The 18,848-nt window shown below is 69.0% G+C and carries 19 protein-coding genes and 1 pseudogene; 7 read left to right on the forward strand and 13 right to left on the reverse strand.

Annotated elements, in window-relative coordinates:
- Nucleotides 1-13: 13 nt before the first annotated feature.
- The 3 genes from A5752_RS27625 to A5752_RS26570 all read right to left on the reverse strand — a co-directional run bounded on the left by A5752_RS27625 (nucleotide 14) and on the right by A5752_RS26570 (nucleotide 1,993).
- Complete coding sequence (locus A5752_RS27625; protein ID WP_067092268.1) at nucleotides 14-346, reverse strand: ArsR/SmtB family transcription factor; 333 nt, start codon at nucleotides 344-346, stop codon at nucleotides 14-16.
- Nucleotides 343-837 carry an SRPBCC family protein gene (locus tag A5752_RS27630; protein ID WP_067092270.1) on the reverse strand — a complete coding sequence of 165 codons (495 nt, stop codon included), beginning with the start codon at nucleotides 835-837 and terminating at the stop codon, nucleotides 343-345. Before A5752_RS27630 ends, A5752_RS27625 begins: the two co-directional genes overlap by 4 nt.
- Before the next feature lie 145 nt (nucleotides 838-982).
- A complete protein-coding gene (locus tag A5752_RS26570; protein WP_067092272.1) occupies nucleotides 983-1,993 on the reverse strand; it encodes a uroporphyrinogen decarboxylase/cobalamine-independent methonine synthase family protein in 1,011 nt (336 codons plus the stop codon).
- 59 nt (nucleotides 1,994-2,052) lie between these two features.
- Here A5752_RS26570 and A5752_RS26575 point away from each other — a divergent pair, with 59 nt between their 5' ends.
- Nucleotides 2,053-2,697 (forward strand): sensor domain-containing protein, encoded by a 645-nt coding sequence (locus tag A5752_RS26575; protein ID WP_067092274.1) that lies wholly within the window; start codon nucleotides 2,053-2,055, stop codon nucleotides 2,695-2,697.
- On the opposite strand, the gene mnmA is transcribed toward A5752_RS26575, so the two are convergent.
- The 8 genes from mnmA to A5752_RS26615 form a co-directional block, all read right to left on the reverse strand.
- Nucleotides 2,698-3,765 carry a tRNA 2-thiouridine(34) synthase MnmA gene (gene mnmA, locus A5752_RS26580; RefSeq protein ID WP_067092276.1) on the reverse strand — a complete coding sequence of 356 codons (1,068 nt, stop codon included), beginning with the start codon at nucleotides 3,763-3,765 and terminating at the stop codon, nucleotides 2,698-2,700. It abuts the gene before it with no gap.
- Entirely contained in the window at nucleotides 3,765-4,961 is a 1,197-nt protein-coding gene (locus A5752_RS26585) for a cysteine desulfurase family protein (RefSeq protein ID WP_067092278.1), read from the reverse strand. The genes mnmA and A5752_RS26585 overlap by 1 nt, the downstream gene beginning before the upstream one ends.
- A 44-nt stretch (nucleotides 4,962-5,005) precedes the next feature.
- The gene (locus A5752_RS26590) at nucleotides 5,006-5,836 is read right to left on the reverse strand and encodes a lysophospholipid acyltransferase family protein (RefSeq protein ID WP_067092280.1); all 831 of its coding nucleotides are present in this window, start codon (nucleotides 5,834-5,836) and stop codon (nucleotides 5,006-5,008) included.
- Complete coding sequence (locus A5752_RS26595) at nucleotides 5,833-6,660, reverse strand: GNAT family N-acetyltransferase (protein WP_067092320.1); 828 nt, start codon at nucleotides 6,658-6,660, stop codon at nucleotides 5,833-5,835. The genes A5752_RS26590 and A5752_RS26595 overlap by 4 nt, the downstream gene beginning before the upstream one ends.
- A gap of 94 nt (nucleotides 6,661-6,754) precedes the next feature.
- Nucleotides 6,755-7,426 (reverse strand): nitroreductase, encoded by a 672-nt coding sequence (locus A5752_RS26600; protein ID WP_067092282.1) that lies wholly within the window; start codon nucleotides 7,424-7,426, stop codon nucleotides 6,755-6,757.
- Nucleotides 7,423-8,166 (reverse strand): SDR family oxidoreductase, encoded by a 744-nt coding sequence (locus A5752_RS26605; protein ID WP_067092322.1) that lies wholly within the window; start codon nucleotides 8,164-8,166, stop codon nucleotides 7,423-7,425. Before A5752_RS26605 ends, A5752_RS26600 begins: the two co-directional genes overlap by 4 nt.
- Nucleotides 8,167-8,347: 181 nt before the next feature.
- The gene (locus A5752_RS26610; RefSeq protein ID WP_067092284.1) at nucleotides 8,348-9,304 is read right to left on the reverse strand and encodes an electron transfer flavoprotein subunit alpha/FixB family protein; all 957 of its coding nucleotides are present in this window, start codon (nucleotides 9,302-9,304) and stop codon (nucleotides 8,348-8,350) included.
- 44 nt (nucleotides 9,305-9,348) lie between these two features.
- The gene (locus A5752_RS26615) at nucleotides 9,349-10,140 is read right to left on the reverse strand and encodes an electron transfer flavoprotein subunit beta/FixA family protein (RefSeq protein WP_067092286.1); all 792 of its coding nucleotides are present in this window, start codon (nucleotides 10,138-10,140) and stop codon (nucleotides 9,349-9,351) included.
- A 195-nt stretch (nucleotides 10,141-10,335) separates the two neighbouring features.
- On the opposite strand from A5752_RS26615, the gene A5752_RS26620 reads away from it, so the two are divergent.
- From A5752_RS26620 to A5752_RS26640, 5 genes are read left to right on the forward strand one after another with little or no spacing between them, the layout of a single operon-like run.
- On the forward strand, nucleotides 10,336-11,106 hold the full coding sequence (locus A5752_RS26620) for a class I SAM-dependent methyltransferase (RefSeq protein ID WP_067092288.1): 771 nt from the start codon (nucleotides 10,336-10,338) through the stop codon (nucleotides 11,104-11,106).
- Nucleotides 11,103-12,635 carry a 1,4-alpha-glucan branching protein domain-containing protein gene (locus tag A5752_RS26625; RefSeq protein WP_067092289.1) on the forward strand — a complete coding sequence of 511 codons (1,533 nt, stop codon included), beginning with the start codon at nucleotides 11,103-11,105 and terminating at the stop codon, nucleotides 12,633-12,635. The genes A5752_RS26620 and A5752_RS26625 overlap by 4 nt, the downstream gene beginning before the upstream one ends.
- 58 nt (nucleotides 12,636-12,693) lie before the next feature.
- On the forward strand, nucleotides 12,694-13,935 hold the full coding sequence (locus tag A5752_RS26630) for a glycosyltransferase family 4 protein (RefSeq protein ID WP_067092324.1): 1,242 nt from the start codon (nucleotides 12,694-12,696) through the stop codon (nucleotides 13,933-13,935).
- 52 nt (nucleotides 13,936-13,987) lie between these two features.
- Nucleotides 13,988-15,385 (forward strand): MFS transporter, encoded by a 1,398-nt coding sequence (locus A5752_RS26635; RefSeq protein ID WP_067092291.1) that lies wholly within the window; start codon nucleotides 13,988-13,990, stop codon nucleotides 15,383-15,385.
- Nucleotides 15,361-16,122 (forward strand): ArsR/SmtB family transcription factor, encoded by a 762-nt coding sequence (locus tag A5752_RS26640; protein ID WP_067092293.1) that lies wholly within the window; start codon nucleotides 15,361-15,363, stop codon nucleotides 16,120-16,122. The genes A5752_RS26635 and A5752_RS26640 overlap by 25 nt, the downstream gene beginning before the upstream one ends.
- A 101-nt stretch (nucleotides 16,123-16,223) precedes the next feature.
- Here A5752_RS26640 and A5752_RS26645 read toward each other — a convergent pair whose 3' ends face one another.
- Together A5752_RS26645 and A5752_RS26650 are read right to left on the reverse strand one after the other, a co-directional pair.
- Nucleotides 16,224-17,222 carry an IniB N-terminal domain-containing protein gene (locus tag A5752_RS26645; protein WP_067092295.1) on the reverse strand — a complete coding sequence of 333 codons (999 nt, stop codon included), beginning with the start codon at nucleotides 17,220-17,222 and terminating at the stop codon, nucleotides 16,224-16,226.
- A gap of 184 nt (nucleotides 17,223-17,406) precedes the next feature.
- Nucleotides 17,407-18,144 (reverse strand): acyltransferase, encoded by a 738-nt coding sequence (locus A5752_RS26650; RefSeq protein WP_067092297.1) that lies wholly within the window; start codon nucleotides 18,142-18,144, stop codon nucleotides 17,407-17,409.
- Between the two features lie 80 nt (nucleotides 18,145-18,224).
- Here A5752_RS26650 and A5752_RS26655 point away from each other — a divergent pair.
- Nucleotides 18,225-18,848: pseudogene (locus A5752_RS26655) on the forward strand (PQQ-binding-like beta-propeller repeat protein); the annotation flags it as partial.

Genomic DNA, 18,848 nt, shown 5'->3' on the forward strand with positions numbered 1-18,848 from the left:
CGCGAAGCGGACCTCAGCCCTCCTCGACGTGGGCTCGCAGCCGGTCGATGGCGCGGTCCCACCGCTGCGACAGTCTCTCCAGATACTCCCCGGCGTCGGCGAGGGGTTCGGGCCGCACCCGCCAGATACGCTCGCGACCGCTGCGCTCGCTGCTGACCAGGCCGACCGACTCCAGCAGCAAGAGGTGTTTCGTCGTGGCCTGCCGGCTGACCGCCACCACCTCGGTGACTTCGCTGGTCGAGCAGGGTCCGCCGTCGCACAGCCGGGTGACGATACGCAGGCGGTTCGGATCCCCCAGCGCGTTGAAGAACGACGACAACGGCGCGTCGGCCGTCGTTGTGCTCACACGGCCTCGCTGACCGCGAGGTACTTGCGCACGAGTTCGGTCTGCGCGGCCCAACCCTGGCTGTTGCCCTCGAACGCCGAGGCACGCCGGTGCGCGGGCAGCGCGTCGAAGCCGGACTCGACGATGCGCAGGAGCACGCCCTCGGCGACCTGCTCGAGCGTGAACTCCACCAGCGTCGTCGGTTCTTCGGAGACGTCGACGCCTTCCTCGACCCCGTAGGGATGCCAGCGAAAGGCCAGCCGTCGTGGCGGTTCGACCGCTTCGATGTGCCAGGCGTCGGCCGTGCCGGCATACGGCTCCTGCTGCCGGGCGACGTCGGCGTCGACCGCCGTCGGCGTCATGACACCGGTGATCGAGGTACCGGCGACGAACGGCCCGTCGAAGCGCACCCCGAACCATTGACCGAACTCATCGGCGTCGCTGATCGCCCGCCAGACGCGCTCGAGCGGCGCCTTCAACACCACTTCCTTCTCGATTCGATCCGTACTCATATGCAACTTCCTGGTTGCGCCTGACGGTAGGCGTCGTCGCCACGAAGCGCAACCCTTTGGTTGCACTTTTTCTGAGTGCGCCGAATTCTGCGTCAGGGTCGCTGTTTTCGACGGACCACAGCCCTGGTGCAGAATTCGGCGCGCACTAGATCGCGTCGGGGTCTTCGGCGAAGGCGTCGGCCGCCTTCTGTGCCAATCCGATCGCGGTGCGCGCCCACTCGGCGGTGGCGCCCGCCAGACCGCAGGCCGGCGAGATGCCGATGCGCTCCGTGAGCACGGCGCGCGCGAAGCCGAGTCGGTCGGTCAGCGACACGGCGGCCTTGGCGATCTCTTCCGACGACGGGCGGGCCTCCGGCGCGGTCGAAGGCACGACGCCGAACACCACCGTGCGACCGGAGTCGACGAACTCAGCGACGCGGTCGAGATCGGCGGGCACGAGGACCGACGCATCGACCGATATGGCGTCAACCGTACTGCGCTGCAACACATTCCACGGCACACCTGATGCGCATCCGTGAACGGCGACCGGCGCGCCCACCGCGGCGACACATTCGTCGAGCAAACTGATGGCCACCGATTCGTCGACGGGGTGCACCGGCGTCAGGCTGGTCACCCCGGTCAGCCGGCCCTCCAGTGCCGCGGAGAGCAGCGGTTCGTCGAACTGCACCACCACCGCGGCGTCCAGCCGTCGGGCGACGTGCGCCCGATGCTGCGCGACACCTTCGGCCAGCGAAGTGGTCAGGTCGCGCACCGCACCCAGATCGGTGAGCGCGCGGTGGCCGTTGCCCAGCTCCAACTGTGCCGCCAGTGTGATCGGCCCGGGTGCCTGAACCTTGACGGTGCGGCCCGCACCGCGCAAACCCGCCTTCTCCCAAGCCTCTTCGAGCGCGTCGAGGTCTTCCTCCAGCAGGCTCCTGGCCCGCCGGAGGACCGCGGTGCGGCCCGCGGCGATGCGATAACCGCGGGGGACGGTGTCCATGCTGATGTCGACCAGCAGTGCCCCCGTCCGGCCGATCATGTCGGCGCCGACACCGCGGCCGGGCAGCTCGGCCAGATGCGGCAGAGCGTCCAGTTCGCCGACGATGATCTCGGCCGCATCCCGTGCCGACGTGCCGGGCCAGGATCCGATGCCGGTGGCGGCGGCGAAAGCACTCACTCGTTTGACAGTATTCGATCGGGCTAGTCTCGGTCCGGAAGGGTTGGGAAGGACACACCATGCCCGCAGCGCTACGGTCGGCAGCGGTGTGGTGCGCGGCGGTCGCGATCACGTCGGGGTGCACCCACCTCGTCGACGGTCAAGCGATGCGGGCGTTACCCGGGATCGACGACGAGTCGCTGTCCCCGATCGACGTCGAGACGATCATGCTCGATCAGTCGCAGATGCGCGCGATCACCGGCGCCGGTGAGGATCTCACGATCATCCCGACGATGGACGGCAAGTTCCCGGTCGACATCGATCCGCTCACCGAGACCACTCCCCTGCAGTGCCAATGGATCTTCGCCGAGACTCAGACCTTCGGACCCGACGTCGAGGAGTTCCACAAGACGACGTTCCAGCATCCGCCCGAGGGCAGGTTGATCTCCGAGGGTGCGGCGGCGTATCGCGATGCCGCGACCGCGCGGCGCGCGTTCGACTCCCTAGTCGCCCTCGTCGACGGCTGCAGCGCAACGCCTTTGGGACCCATGTTCGTCGGCGAATGGGCCGTCGGTGCGGACACCTTGCAGACGCGGCCCGCCAGTGCCTGCGGTCGCGATTACCGCGTCAAGTCGGTGGTGCTGGTGGAGGTGACCGCATGCCGGTTCCCCGACTCGGTGCCCGAGATCGTCATCACCAACATCCTGGCCAACGTGCCCGGCTAGCTATCGGGTGATCGTCGCGCTTCCCAGCACCTCGTCGCCCGCGGGGTCGGGGCGGTACAGCACCATCGTCTGACCCGGAGCCACCCCGCGCAGCGGTGTGCGCAGGTCGACCACGAGGCGGCCGTCGCGGAGTTCGGCCACGCCCTCCTCGATCCCGCCGTGTGCGCGCACCTGCACCTGGCATTCGATCGGACCGTCCGGCGCGACACCGGATGTGAATATCGGCCGCTCCCCGGTCAACGTCCACACGTCGAGGTCGTCGGCGGCGCCGACCCGCACCGTCGCGGTGTCCGGATCGATCTCGGTCACGTAGCGCGGCCGGCCGTCCGGGCCGGGCCCGGCGATGCCCAGGCCCTTGCGCTGACCGACGGTGAACGCGTGCACCCCATCGTGTTCGGCAAGCACCGTGCCCGCGGCGTCGACGACCGACCCCCGCCGCACCCCGATCCGCGCGCCGAGGAACGCCTGGGTGTCGCCGGAGGGAATGAAGCAGATGTCGTGGCTGTCGGGCTTGTCGGCGACCGCGAGCCCGCGACGTGCGGCCTCCTCGCGGATCTGCGGCTTCGGCGTGTCACCCACCGGGAACGCCGCGTGCCGCAGCTGTTCTGCGGTCAGCACCGCGAGTACGTACGACTGGTCCTTGGCGGCGTCGACCGCGCGGCGCAGCCGCCCGTCGGACAGCCGCGCATAGTGTCCGGTGGCGACAGCGTCGAAACCCAACGCCAGCGCGCGGGCGGCCAACGCGGAGAACTTGATCCGCTCGTTGCACCGCACGCACGGGTTCGGAGTCTCGCCACGAGCGTACGACGACACGAAGTCATCGATCACGTCTTCTTTGAACCGGTCCGCGAAATCCCATACGTAGAACGGGATGTCGAGGATGTCGGCGACCCGGCGCGCATCGCCGGCGTCCTCCTTCGAACAACAGCCACGCGATCCCGTGCGCAGGGTGCCGGGAGAGGGCGACAGCGCCAGGTGCACACCGACCACGTCATGGCCGGCGTCGACCATCCTGGCGGCGGCGACCGAGGAGTCCACGCCGCCGCTCATGGCAACCAGTACCCGCACTACTCGACCACTCCCGAACTTGCCAGCGCCGCCTGCCGCGCCCGCTCGACCGCGGCCGGCAGCACCGCCAGTGCGGCCTCTACGTCAGCCTCACTGCTGGTGTGCCCCAACGAAAGACGCAGCGACCCGCGCGCACTGGCCGGGTCCGCTCCCATCGCGATCAGCACATGTGAGGGCTGCGCAACGCCGGCCGTACAGGCCGACCCCGTCGAACACTCGATGCCCTTGGCGTCCAAGAGCATCAGCAGCGAGTCGCCCTCGCAGCCGCGAAAAGTGAAGTGGCAGTTGCCGGGCAGCCGCGCGGCGCCCGTCGCCCCATTGACCTCGACGTCGTCGATGACGGCCAACACGCCCTCGATCAGGCGGTCGCGAAGCGCCGACACCCGCGCACCGTTGGCCTCCAGACCGTCGACCGCGACCTTAGCCGCCGCGGCCATCGCGACCGCACCTGCCACATATGGTGTGCCGGAACGGACATCGCGCTCCTGGCCGCCGCCGTGCAGCAGGGGCACACAGGCCGTGTCCCGGCGCAGCAGCAGGGCGCCGATACCGGTGGGCCCGCCGAACTTGTGCGCCGCGACGCTCATCGCCGACAGTCCGCTCGCCGCGAAATCGACCGGGATGTGGCCGACGGCCTGCACGGCGTCGCTGTGCATGGGCACGTCGAACTCCGCGGCGACCGCCGCGAGTTCGGCGATCGGCATGATCGTTCCGACCTCGTTGTTGGCCCACATCACCGACACCACGGCCACGTCGTCGTGGTCCTGCAGCGCGGTCCGCAGCGCCGCCGGCGTCACCGAACCGTCCCGCTCGACGGGCAGCCAGGTCACCTCGGCGCCCTCGTGCTCGACCAGCCATTCGACCGAGTCGAGCACGGCGTGGTGTTCAACCGGCGTGGTGACGATGCGCCTGCGGCGCGGATCGGCGTCGCGGCGGGCCCAGTAGATGCCCTTGACCGCGAGGTTGTCGCTTTCGGTGCCCCCGGCGGTGAAGATCACCTCCGACGGGCGGGCGCCCAGCAGGTGGGCCAGCGTCTCGCGGGACTCCTCCATGCGCCGCCGGGCCGTGCGGCCGGTGCCGTGCAACGACGACGCGTTGCCGACCGTCGCCAGCGCGGCCGTCATCGCCTCGATGGCAGCGGGGTGCATCGGGGTGGTGGCGGCGTGATCGAGGTAGACCGGCTGATCCGAGGTCATAACCAGTCCAGAATAGCCGTCGGGCCGGGGCTCCCCCGATTCGCTCAGGCCACGAGCGCGTGACCGTGCGAGCGTCGCGTCGGATCGCCGCGCACCGCCGCCTCGCAGCGCATCGCCAGATCCCTGCGGTCGGTTCCCGGGAGCTGCAACGACTTCACGTGCACCCGCACGACCGTGCGTTTCGCGCTGATCAGCCGCCGGATCGACGCGAGCAGCGTGTCGTCGCCCACATAAGCGGCGACGGTGGAGGCGGCGCCGTCGGCGTCGAGGTAGCTCAGCCGCAGCGGCTGCACCGGCCTCCCCGCGTCGATGGCCGCTTGGAACATCGCCGGCCGGAAGCGGCCGTACGCCAGCCCGCAGTAGGTGGTGCCCTCGGGAAATGCGACGACGGTGTGCCCGGCCCGTAGTCCACGGCTGACGGCCCCCACCACATCGGGCAGCCGCCGCAGGTTCGCCCGCTCGATCGGGATGACCCTCAGCAGCCGGGCCAACAGTCCCAGTCCGGGCCAGCCGACGAGTTCGGACTTGGCGACGAACCGCCCCGGCAGCACCGAGCCGATCGCGAAAACGTCCACCCAGGAGACATGACCGCTGACCACCAGAACACCGCGCAGGTTGCGGATCGGACCGCCGGACACCCTGGTCCGCACGCCCAGGCAGGCCAGCAACAGCCGGCAGTAGCCGCGTTGCAGTCGAGATCTGCCCGGCGCCGGGACGGCCAGCAGCGGCGCCAGCAACAGGAGCGAGGCGGCCGAGGTGATCCGCAGCGCGGCCCGGCACGCGACGATCACCCGCCGTCCGCCCTGCCGCGCGGTGTTGCTGACGCAGCCTGCGTCGCACTCCCCCCGCGGCACCCAGCTCTCCTGGACCGTCACGACGCGATCCCGGTGGCCGCGTCGACCGCCCTCAGCCTGCTCAGGTAGCGGGTGTCCGCTCGGCGCTTGTCGAGCAGCGCCGGAAAGTCGCCCACCCCGAAGTCGGGGTCGTGTGCGGGTTCGCCGCACACCTGCGCGCCGAGCCGCAGGTAGCCGCGCATCAACGGGGGCACGACGGTCCGATCGGGCGGAGCGATCTCGTCGAGGCCCCTGCCGTCGACGGTCACCGGCCGGTGCGGGTGCACTGTATAGCGGGCCGGGGCGGCATGACGGTGACGGACGAAGTCGCGCACGCCGCGGATCTGTGCGCCCGGTGGCTGACCGTCGGGGCCGCAGACGGGCACCGACACACAGCCGGTCACGTAGTCGTAGCCGCAGCGGTCGAGGTAGGCCAGGATCCCGGCCCACATCAGCAGGACGACGGCCCCGTTGCGGTGGTCGGGCCGCACCACGGCACGACCCATCTCGACCAGGCCCGGCCGCAACGGAGCGAGCGCACGTACGTCGAATTCTGTTGCGCTGTAGAGGCTTCCGGCAGACAGCGCACCCGCCGGCGGCAGCATGCGATAGCAGCCGACGAGCTCGCCGGTGACGTCCTCGCGAACCAGGAGGTGATCGCAGTGCTCGTCGAAGCGGTCGGCGTCCAGACCGTCACTGGTACCGCGCAGTGCGAAGCCGGGTTCGGCGGTGAACGCCTCGTGGCGCAGCCGTTGCGCATCCTCGATGTGCGCGGCATCGGTCGTGAGCAGCAGGGTGTAGCGCGGCGCGGGGGTCGACCCGCCGCGGATTTCGTCGGGGGCGATGAGTACAGAAGCGGTGCTCATGGCTGCACGGTCGCCCAGCCGCATCTCCGGGCGGCATCGGGCGCGTGACGTGTCGGTGAGCGCCAGGTGACGAATTGGACCCGGCCGGCCCGCCTCAGCGGTCGAGGATCGCGACGTTGTCCTCGACGGCGTTGCGCGGCGTGCGCACGCGGTTCGCCGGGAACTCTGGGTCGGCGTATCCGATCGCGATGCCGCACAGCACCTGCAGCTCGTCGGGGATGTCAAGTTGCTCGCGCAGCACGTCCGGGAAGTAGGCAACCGAAACCTGCACGCAGGTGTCGAGGCCGCGTTCGGTCAGCGCGAGGACGAGCGTCTGCAGGAACATCCCGACCGCGAGGCTGTCGGCGTGGCCGAGATCGCGGTGCATACACACCGCGCCGGCCACCGGGGCGCCGAAGAATTCGAAGTTGCGCAGCTGGGCGAGGCGGCGTCCCTCGGCATCGTGGCGGTCCACGCCCATCGCGCCGTACACCAGCGCGCCCAGCTGCTGCCGCAGCGGAGCGAAGCTCTCCGGGATTCCCATCGTCGGCGGAAAGCCACCCGAGGCGCGTTCCGTCAGCGCCTCGGCGAGGCGGTCGCGGGCCGCGCCGGTGGCCAGGAAGAGCCGCCACGGCTGGATGTTGGAGTTCGACGGCGCCCGCATCGCCAACTCCAGTGCCTCGTCGAGGAGTTCACGCGGTACGGGCTTGTCGGGCAGGAACTTTCGCGTACAGTGCCGCTCGCGGACGACCCGCTCGAGGTCGCTCTCCGGCGCGGCGGCGGTCATCGCCGGGCCAGCCAGTCCGTGAAGCGCGTGGCGGCGATGACGGCGTCGTCGCCGGTCACCAGGCTGCCCTCGGCGAGCGGGGTGCCGAAGTAGGTCGCCTCGCGGGTGACCACGACGCGCCGGTCGTCGCCGCGCTTGGCCAGCACCGCGCGGGCGAGGTCGGCGAACGGGATCTTGTCGGGCCCGCCGACGTCGATGTGGCCGTTACGCGGCTTCCCGACCGCCACCTCGGCCACCTCGGCGGCGACCTCCTGGGCCGCAATCGGCTGGATCAGCGCATCGGGTGCGCGGACCTCGCCGTCGACGTTCAGCGAGTCGGTGATCGCCTCGGCGAACTCGTGGAACTGCGTCGCGCGCACGATGCTGTAGGGCAGCCCGGAGTCGCGAATGATCGTCTCCTGCGCGACTTTCGCACGCAGATATCCGCTTTCGGGCAGATCGTCGGCGCCGACGATGGACAGCGCCACGTAATGCCCCACCCCCGCGGCCTTGGCCGCGGTCACCAGGTTCGTCGTCGACGTGGTGAAGAAGTCCATCACCGGCCCGTCCTCGAAAGACGGCGAATTCGTCACGTCGATCACCACGTCAGCGCCGGCGATCGCGTCGGCCACCCCGTCGCCGCTCAGCACGTCCACGCCCGTGGACCGGGCCGCCCCAACCACCGAATGGCCTTCCCCGCCGAGCAGCGACACCAGATTCGAGCCGATAAGGCCGGTCGAGCCGATCACCGTGATCTTCATCTCGGGCACCCTTTCCGAACGCCGAGCGCACGCTTTGTCGCGCTTCTACTCGACATTTACGTACACAAGCGTGCGCCCGGCGGTGCCTCGTGTGCACCCTTGAGAATCCGTAGTCTTACCGCCGCCGAAAAGCACGAAGCCCCGGTGCGCCAGGCACCGGGGCTCCGCGGAAAAGCGACGATCAGCCCTTGCGAGCCTTGACCGCCTCGGTCAGCTGCGGCGCGACCTTGAACAGGTCGCCGACGATGCCGAGGTCGGCGATCTCGAAGATCGGCGCCTCCTCGTCCTTGTTCACCGCGATGATCGTCTTCGACGTCTGCATGCCGGCCCGGTGCTGGATCGCACCGGAGATGCCCAGTGCGATGTACAGCTGCGGCGACACCGTCTTACCGGTCTGGCCCACCTGGAACTGGCCCGGGTAGTAGCCGGAGTCGACGGCGGCACGGGACGCACCGACGGCGCCACCGAGCGAGTCCGCCAGCTCCTCGACCACCGTGAAGTTCTCGGCGCTGCCGACACCGCGGCCACCCGAGACGACCACGGTGGCCTCGGTGAGCTCCGGGCGATCGCCGGCGACGGCGGGTTCGCGCTTGGTGATCTTCGTCGCATTCTCGGCCTGGGCAGGCACCTCGACGTTGACGACCTCGCCCGCACCGTCGGCCGGTTCGGCGTCGACCGAACCCGCGCGCAGGGTGATGACCGGGACGTCACCGGTGGACTCGGCCTCGACGGTGAACGCGCCACCGAAGATCGAGTGCACACCCACCCCACCGTCTTTGACGTCGACGACGTCGGAGAGCACACCGGACCCGATGCGCGCCGCCAGGCGACCGGCGATCTCCTTGCCGTCGGCGTTGGACGACAGCAGGACGCCCGCGGGCGATGCGGACTCCACCAGCGAGGCCAGCACGTCGACCTGCGGGGTGATCAGGTAGTTCTCCGCGTCGTCGGACTCGGCGACGTAGATCTTGGCGGCGCCGGCGGCCTTGAGGCCGTCGACGAGCGGTTCTGCGGTTCCCGGCGCGCCGATGACGACGGCCGAGGGCTCGCCAAGCTTGCGAGCCGCGGTGATCAACTCCGAGGTGACCTTCTTCAGCGCACCTTCGGCGTGCTCAACGAGCACGAGTACTTCAGCCATGAGTTCTTCTCTCGTCTCTTGTTTCGCAGTCTCGGTGTTCGGCCCTAGATGATCTTCTGGGCGACCAGGTACTCAGCGATCTTGGTGCCGCCGTCACCCTCGTCGGTGACCTTCTCGCCGGCGGTCTTCGGCGGCTTCGGCGTCGAGGACAGCACCTTGGAACCGGCGTTGGCGAGACCGACTTCGTCGGCCTCCACACCGATCTCGGCAAGCGTGAGCTTGGTGACTTCCTTCTTCTTGGCGGCCATGATGCCCTTGAAGGACGGGAAGCGCGGCTCGTTGATCTTCTCGTTGACGCTGACCACCGCGGGCAGCGACGCCTCGACGGAGAACACGCCGTCGTCGGTCTCGCGCTCGCCGGTGACCTTGCCGTTCTCGACCGTCACCTTGCGCAGATGCGTCAGCTGCGGCAGGCCCAGGTACTCGGCGATGATCGCCGGAACCGCGCCGCCGGTGCCGTCGGTGGCCTCGTTGCCGGCGATGACGAGCTCAGTGCCCTCGATGGTGCCCAGCGCACGCGCCAGGGCCCAACCGGTTTGGACCATGTCCGAGCCGTGCATGCCCTCGTCGACGAGGTGTACGGCCTTGTCCGCGCCCATCGACAGGGCCTTGCGGATCGCCTCCGTGGCGCGCTCGGGGCCGGCCGTGAGCACCGTCACAGTGCTCTCGCCGCCTTCCTTCTCCTTGATGAGCAGCGCTTCTTCGACGGCACGCTCGTTGATCTCGTCGAGCACCGCGTCCGCGGCCTCGCGGTCGAGGGTGAAGTCGCCGTCGGTGAGCTTGCGCTCCGACCAGGTGTCAGGGACCTGTTTGATCAGGACCACGATGTTCGTCATGAGTGTGGTTCGTCCTCCTCGAAGGGGCCGATGATCGGCCCGCAATATCACGCTCTGAGCAACAACCACCATGTTACTCGCGGGTAACTTGTGGTGGTTCGCAGGAACACCATAGCGGGTCGAAGTTCGTGTTCTAGCAGCACGTAGGCGGTGAACCATTCGTCTGTGGGCCGATTCACGTTAGCCTGCCTTCCAATGAGCGCATTTGTTACTGACGGACCGGACCTCCCCCTCACCGGGGAACGCACGGTTCCGGGGCTCGCGGAGGAGAACTACTGGTTCCGCCGCCATGAGGTCGTCTACGAGCGGATGGCCGACCGCTGCGCGGATCGTGACGTGCTCGAGGCGGGCTGCGGCGAGGGATACGGAGCCAACCTGATCGCCGACGTGGCCCGCCGTGTGATCGGCCTCGATTACGACGAGACGACGGTCGCGCACGTCCGCGCGCGGTATCCGCGGGTGGACATGCGCCACGGAAACCTGGCCGAACTCCCGCTCGCCGACGGCGCGGTCGACGTCGTCGTGAACTTCCAGGTCATCGAACACCTCTGGGATCAAGGACAATTCGTTCGCGAATGCCTGCGCGTGCTGCGCCCGGGTGGCTGCCTGCTGATGTCCACGCCGAACCGCATCACGTTCTCCCCCGGCCGGGATACGCCGATCAACCCGTTCCACACCCGCGAGCTCAACGCCGCCGAGCTGACCGACCTGCTGACGGTGGCCGGCTTTGCGGTCGACAGCGTGCTCGGCGTCTTCCACGGGCCTCGGCTCGCCGAGCTCGACGCCCGTCACGGTGGGTCGATCATCGACGCCCAGATCGCCCGGGCGCTCGCGGGTGCGCCGTGGCCCGAGGATCTGCTCGCCGATGTCGCGTCGGTGCGCAGCGACGACTTCGATCTGGTCGACGCGCGCGAGCGCAACATCGACGACAGCCTGGATCTGGTCGCGATCGCGGTGCGACCGTGACTACCCCGGAATCCGCCGACCCCGTACCGGGGCTGTTCACCCTCGTCCTGCACACGCACCTGCCCTGGCTCGCGCACCACGGCCGCTGGCCCGTCGGTGAGGAATGGCTGTACCAGTCGTGGTCGGCGTCGTATCTGCCGCTCATGCGGGTTCTGCGCACGCTCGCGGCCGAGGGCCGTCGGCATCAGCTGACGCTGGGAATGACGCCCGTGGTGACCGCCCAACTCGACGACCCGTATTGCCTGACGGGAATGCACCACTGGCTGGCGAACTGGCAGCTGCGCGCACTCGAAGCAACAACTCTGTCAGATCCGTTGCGGCAGTTCGGACTTCGTGAGCACGCCGAGGCCGAGCAGGCACTCGAGGATTTCGCCACGCTGTGGGCGCACGGCGGCAGCCCGCTGCTGCGCGAGGTGATCGACGCCGAGACCATCGAACTGCTCGGCGGTCCGCTCGCGCATCCGTTCCAGCCGCTGCTCAACCCCAGGCTGCGGGAGTTCGCCCTGCGTGAGGGGCTTGCCGATGCCCGCTTGCGGTTTGCGCATACGCCGACCGGCATCTGGGCCCCGGAATGCGCCTACGCCCCCGGGATGGAAATCGATTACGCCGCAGCGGGTGTCGGGCACTTCATAGTCGACGGGCCGTCGCTGCACGGAGTTACCGCGCTGGGCCGCCCCGTCGCAGCGTCCGACGTGATCGCGTTCGGCCGCGACCTCCAGGTCAGCTATCGGGTGTGGTCGCCGAAATCCGGCTACCCCGGGCACGCCGCCTACCGCGACTTTCACACCTACGACCACACGACCGGGCTCAAGCCGGCCAGAGTCACCGGCCGCAACGTGCCGTCGGACGCCAAGGCACCGTACGACCCCGAGCGGGCCGACCGGGCGATCGACGCCCACGTCGCCGATTTCGTCGAGGTCGTCCGTCAGCGCCTGCACGACGAGAGCGAGCGCATCGGACGCCCCGCGCACGTCATCGCCGCCTTCGACACCGAATTGTTCGGGCACTGGTGGTACGAGGGACCGGTGTGGCTCGAACGGGTGCTGCGCGCGCTGCCCGAGGCGGGCGTGCGCGTCGGCACGCTGGCCGACGCCAAGGCCGACGGTTTCATCGGCTCACCCGTCGAATTGCCACCCAGCTCTTGGGGTTCCGGTAAGGACTGGCAGGTGTGGGCGGGCGAGCAGGTCGCCGATCTCGTGCAGTTGAACACCGAAGTCGTCGACACCGCGCTGACGACCGTCGACAAGGCGCTCGGCGAGACCGACGCACCCCCGGCCCGCAACTACGTCGCCGACCAGATCCTGCGCGAGACGCTGCTGACCGTGTCGAGCGACTGGCCGTTCATGGTCAGCAAGGATTCCGCGGCGGACTATGCGCGCTACCGCGCGCACCTGCATGCCCACGCGACCCGCGAGATCGCCGATGCCGCTGCCTCTGGTCGCCACGAGCACGCGCAGCGCCTCGCCGCGGGGTGGAACCGCGCCGACGGGCTGTTCGGCGCCCTGGACGCGCGGCGGTTACCGCGATGACGCCCGCACGCCGCTCTGCGTGTGCATTTGCCGGTCACTGGCCCAGGAGTCGGCGACCGTGAAGATCCTCATGGTGTCGTGGGAGTACCCGCCGGTCGTGGTCGGCGGGCTGGGCCGACACGTGCATCACCTGGCCACCGCGCTCGCCGAGGCGGGCCACGAGATCGTCGTCCTCAGCCGCCGACCCTCCAACACGGATCCGAGCACGCATCCGACCACCGACGAGATCGCCGAGGGCGTCCGCGTCGTGGCAGCGGCACACGATCCGCACGAGTTCGACTTCGGTAGCGACATGATGGCGTGGACGTTGGCGATGGGCCACTCGATGGTCCGCACGGGTCTGACGCTGAAGACCCGCCGCGGCCGCCCGTGGCGTCCCGACGTCGTGCACGCACACGACTGGCTGGTCGCGCACCCCGCCATTGCCCTGGCCGAGTTCTTCGACGTGCCATTGGTTTCCACGATCCACGCCACGGAGGCCGGGCGGCACTCCGGATGGGTGTCGGGTCGCATCAGCCGGCAGGTGCACGCGGTGGAGTCCTGGCTGGTGCACGAATCCGATTCGCTGATCACGTGTTCGGCGTCGATGCGCGACGAGGTCGGTGAGCTCTTCGGACCCGGACTGGCCGAGTCGTACGTCATTCGCAACGGAATCGACTGCGGTCGTTGGCCATTCGCACAGCGACGACCCCGGACGGGCCCCGCGCAGCTGCTGTACCTGGGCCGCCTCGAGTACGAGAAGGGCATTCACGACGCGATCGCCGCCCTCCCCCGCATCCGACGCACGCATCCGGGCACCACGCTGACGGTCGCCGGCGAGGGCACGCAACTGGACTGGCTCGTCGAGCAGGCGCGAAAGCACAAGGTGCTCAAGGCGACGTCGTTCGTCGGGCACCTCGACCACGACGCGCTGGTCGACCTGTTGCACACCGCCGACGCGGCCGTGCTGCCCAGCCACTACGAACCGTTCGGCATCGTCGCGCTGGAGGCCGCCGCGACCGGAATCCCGCTGGTGACGTCGAACGTCGGCGGCTTGGGAGAAGCCGTCCTCAACGGCCAGACCGGAGTGTCCTACCCGCCGCGCGATGTCGCCGCGCTGGCCGCGGCGGTGCGCTCGGTGCTCGACGACCCACACGCCGCCCAACAACGCGCCGACGCCGCCCGCGAGCGGCTCACCTCCGAGTTCGAATGGCACGCGATCGCCGACGAGACCGCTCAGGTGTATCTGGCCGCGAAACGGCGGGAGCGCGAACCACACCGGCGCCGTCCCATCGTCGAACACGCCCTACCCGGCCGCTAGAGCGGGCGAAGGTTCGACCGGGGTCGAATCATTTCCGACCTAGCGTGCGGATATGGGCTCGCACGGCATCACCTTCCGCTCGGCACTCACCCTGGTCGCCGCGTATCTGGGCCTCTTCGTCGGCCTCATCGACGCCAACGCGGTCAACCTCGCACTGCCTGCGATCCGCGACGACCTCGGGGGCGGGGTGTCGGGCGCGCAGTGGACGATCGACGCCTACAACATCGCGTTCGCCGCACTGCTGTTGACCGCCGGGTCGTTGGGCGATCGGTTCGGCCGGCGCCGCCTTCTGCGGTTGGGGCTGCTCGTGTTCGTCTCGGCGTCGGTCGCGTGCGCGGTCGCACCGTCGCTGCCGCTGCTGCTCGTCGCCCGCACGCTGCAGGGTGTCGGCGCGGCGGTCATGCTCCCGCAGGGCCTGGCGATCACCGCCGCCGCGTTCCCCGACCCCGTTGAACGCGCCCGCGCGACCGCTGCGTGGGCCATGGCGGCCGCGATGAGCACTGCTGTCGGCCCCATCCTCGGCGGGGTCCTCACCGATACCGCGGGCTGGCGACAGATCTTCTGGCTCAACGCACCCATCGGCGTCCTGGCCCTGGTGATGACGTACGCGTATCTACCGGAGTCACGCGACGATCGTCCCGCCGGAATCGACTGGCGCGGTCAGGTTCTCGCGATCCTGGCGCTCGCATCCGTGACCGTCGCGCTGGTCGAGGGGCACACCATGTCACCGGCGTGGCTGGTGACACTGGCGGTGGCGGCAGCCGCCGTAGTGGCAGCCTTCGTCGGCAGCCAGCAACGGGCACGGCACCCGATGCTGCCCCTCGCGATGTTCCGCAGCCGGCCGCTCGTCACCGCGCTGATCGCGACGTTCACGATGACCCTCGGCATCTACGGGCTTCTGCTCGTCAACAGCTTCGCCTTCCAACAACAGCGCGGGGCGAGCGCCCTGGCCACGGCGTGGTGGTTCATTCCGCTGCCGCTGACGTACCTGGTGCTCATTCCGGTGGTGAACGCGATGACGCGGCGGACGAATCCTCGAACCCCGATGACCGCGGGCCTGCTGTTGATGGCGACGGGCCTGGGTGTCTACGCCTGCGTGGGCCCGCAGGCGAACATCTGCTTGCTCGAGGCGGCGTTCGTCCTCGCGGGTGCCGGGCTAGCCCTCAACACCGCCCCCGCGGTGGGGTTGGCGATGTCGGCCATGCCGATTCGACGCAGTGGGCTGGCCTCGGGCGTGGTGAACCTCGCTCGGCTCGTCGGTATCACCGTCGGCGTAGCGTCATTGGGGAGCATCATGGCCGCGGTCGACGACATCGGCGGCGTACGTGCCGCGCTGGCGCTCGGCGTGGCGGCCCTGCTGGCCGGTGCGCTGATCACCTATCGGTCGCGCCCCGCCGCCTTCGAAAGAGGAAGGGAGGACGTGTCATGCGTGACGTCACCGAGGTCGTGACGGGCGACGTCGACATCGCCTCTCTCGCGTCGTTGCTGTCGGATCCGGCGCGCTGCAAGGTGCTGCTGGCGCTGGACGACGGGCGCGCGCTGCCGGCCAGTGTGCTCGCCGACGAGGCCGGTGTCAGTCGATCGACCGCCAGCAGCCACCTCGCCAAGCTCACCGACGCCGGCCTGCTCTCCGTGGAGACCCACGGCCGAAACCGCTACTACCGGTTGGCCGGACGCGAGGTCGGCGAGCTTCTCGAACACCTCGGGCGGCTGGCGCCGATGCGTCCGGTGCGGTCGCTTCGCGAAGGCACCCGCGCGGCGCGGCTGCGCGCGGCCCGCACCTGCTACGACCACCTCGCGGGCCGCCTCGGGGTCCAGTTGATGGGCAGTCTGCTCGAACGCGAGATCCTCGTCGGCGGCGACGGTCGATACGATCCGCGCCGCGACGCACGTGACGCGCTGAGCAGCCCGGGCTACGACGTCCACTACGAGCTGACCGACGACGGCCGATACCTCCTCTCCAGGATCGGTGTCGAGATACCCGACACCAGAAGGCCTCTGGTCCGTTACTGCATCGACTGGACCGAGCAACGCCACCACGTCGCCGGTGCTCTGGGGCGCGCGCTGCTCGACCGCTTCCTCGCGGCGGGATGGGTGAAGCGAGCGGCCAGGGGCCGAGGCGTCGCCGTGACCGACAGCGGCGGCCGGGCGTTCGCCGAGCACTTCGGCATCCAGTGGCGAGGCTGATCGAAACATACTGGAAGGCAAGCACATCGATGCTGCCCGGGTGACGTGCCGACTGGCGGGGATCGCAGTTTGATCCCCGCCAGTGGCGTTGTGTGCTCGGCTCAGAACAGGCCGGCGTCGACCGTGGTGTCGACATCGACGTCGGTGTTGACCTGACCGGAGTTGTCGGTCGAGTTGTCCTGTCCGGAGTTGTCGACCGAATTGTCGACCGAATTGTCCACCGAGTTGTCTTCGACACTCGTGCCGCCGGAGATCCCGCCCGACACGCTGCCGTCGATATCGCCGACAGTGGTCTGGTTGCCATCGACATTGGTGGTCGTGGTGTCGTTGTCGTTGATCACGATGCCCCCACCCGAACCGCCGGCCCCGCCGGTGGCGTTGCCGCCGTCGTTGCCCACACCGATCAGCCCGCCGCCGCCGTCACCGCCAGAAGCGCTGCCACCGCTGCCCCCACTCATGTCGACGTCGTTGATGACCGGGCCGTCGTTGTCGGAGATGATGTCCCCACCAGCGGTCTGATCACCGCTGTCGTCGATCTCGTTGTCCTCACCAATGTTGACATTGGAGTCCTCGATGTCACCGGTGTTGACGTTCTCGTTGTCATCGCCGACCACGTTGCCGTCGCCCTCGACATTGGTGGCATCGATATCGCCGGCATTGCCGGTGTTGACGACCCCGCCGTCGGTGGCGGTGTTGGTGGTCTTGTCACCGAAGGTGATGTCACCGAACTCCAGATCGAAGTTGCCGATGCCCTGCTGCTGATCGGCGCCGGCATGGTTGACCGTGTTGGTCTCCGGGCTCAGGAACCGGGTGTCGTTGTGGCTGAGCGTGTCGTTGTTGGACAACACCTCGGTCTGACGCTGCGGAGTGAACGCAATCCCATGCGTCTGAGCCACCGCCTGCTGCAAACCCACCACCGGATCCCCACCACCGTGCACCACCGCCGCCGGCGCGACCGCCGCGGCAGCGTGTTGGAGTTGGGCCGCCGAGGCGTTGTGCACGCCGGCGCTGCACATGGCCCGCTCGGGGTCGTCGACGAAGGCCTGGGCCGAGACCTCGTCGCGAAACAGGTTCAGAATCCAGTCGATTACGTTCGTCATCTCCGTGGTCCTTTCGTGTCGCTGAGAGTTGGTCGCCGGGCCGTCCGGCGAACTGATGCGAACGTTATGGATCCGAAGAGCCCCCGCAAACGGGTCGACGCCCCCTTGCCGGGACCCGCGCATGCAGGGTCGACGCAGCACCCCGTTAGGGGGTTAGGGGGTGGCTAGGGAGAGGCGGGCTGCGCTAGCGCGAGGCCTTCTTGCGTTCGATGTCGGCAAGGGCCGCCGCGAGCTCCGCCCGTTGCGCCGCCGATGTCTCCCAGGCGAGTTGGCGGTTCTTGACCACCTTCGCCGGCGCGCCGACCGCGATCGAGTAGTCGGGGATGTCGCCCCGCACCACCGCGTGCGATCCGAGCACGCAACCGCGCCCGATCGTGGTGTTGCGCAACACGGTGACCTTGACGCCGACCCAGGTGTCGGGCCCGATCCTCACCGGCCCCTTGATGATGCCCTGGTCTTTGATCGGCATGTTGATGTCGTCCATGCGATGGTCGAAATCGCAGATGTAGCACCAGTCGGCCATCAACACCGAATCACCCAACTCGATGTCGAGGTAGGTGTTGATGACGTTGTCGCGGCCGAGCACCACCTTGTCGCCGAACCGCAGTGAGCCTTCGTGACAGCGGATGGTGTTCTTGTCGCCGATGTGCACCCAGCGGCCGATCTCCATCGTCGACAGCTCGGGCGTCGCCTCGATCTCGACGCCCTTGCCGAGGAAGACCATGCCGCGCGTGATGATGTGCGGATTGCGCAGCTTGAACTTCAGCAGTCGCCAGTAACGCACCAAGTACCACGGGGTGTAGGCGCGGTTGGCCAGCACCCATTTCAGCGAGGCCAGGGTCAGGAACTTCGCCTGCCTCGGGTCACGCAGCCGCGACCCTCGCCAGCGCTTGTGCAATGGCGCGCCCCACATGGTCGTCATGGCCGGAAAGCCTACGCGAGGGATTGGGTGCGGAACGGTTACCCTCACGTGGACCGACGACGAGGAACGGGAAGGATCGAGTGTTCCGGCGATTGACCGTGCTGGCGTCCGCAGCGCTGATCACGGCCACCTTGGCAGGCTGCCAGGACACCGATTCCTGGGTCGACGCCAAGGCTGCCGACGGCTGGGCCGCCCAGTACCGCGACGCCGCCAACAGCAGCTATCAGACGGTGGCAGGCGCCGACACGCTCCGGCTGGAGTGGACCCGGTGGGTCAAGGGTGAACTCGCCGCCGAGGTCGCGCTCGGCACCGGCAGCTACCTGGCCGCCAACGCCCAGACCCGCGAGGGTTGCTCGTTGATGGTGTGGGAGGCCGACAACAAGGCCCGGCAGCGGTGGTGCACCCGCCTCGTCCAGGGCGGCGGTGCGTCCGGCCCGCTGTTCGACGGCTTCGACAACCTCTACGTCGGCCAACCGGGGGCCATGCTGTCGTTCCCGCCGACGCAGTGGATCCGCTGGCGCCAACCGGTCATCGGGATGCCGACCACGCCGCGGATCCTGAGCCCGGGCCACCTGCTGGTCGTGACGCATCTGGGTCAGGTGCTGGTGTTCGACGCCCACCGCGGCACGGTCGACGGCAGCCCGGTGGACCTGGTCGCCGGCATCGATCCGAAGGACTCCGAACGCGGGCTCGGCGACCAGGTC

It is taken from the genome of Mycobacterium sp. 852002-51961_SCH5331710 (assembly GCF_001665535.1).
Classification (GTDB): domain Bacteria; phylum Actinomycetota; class Actinomycetes; order Mycobacteriales; family Mycobacteriaceae; genus Mycobacterium.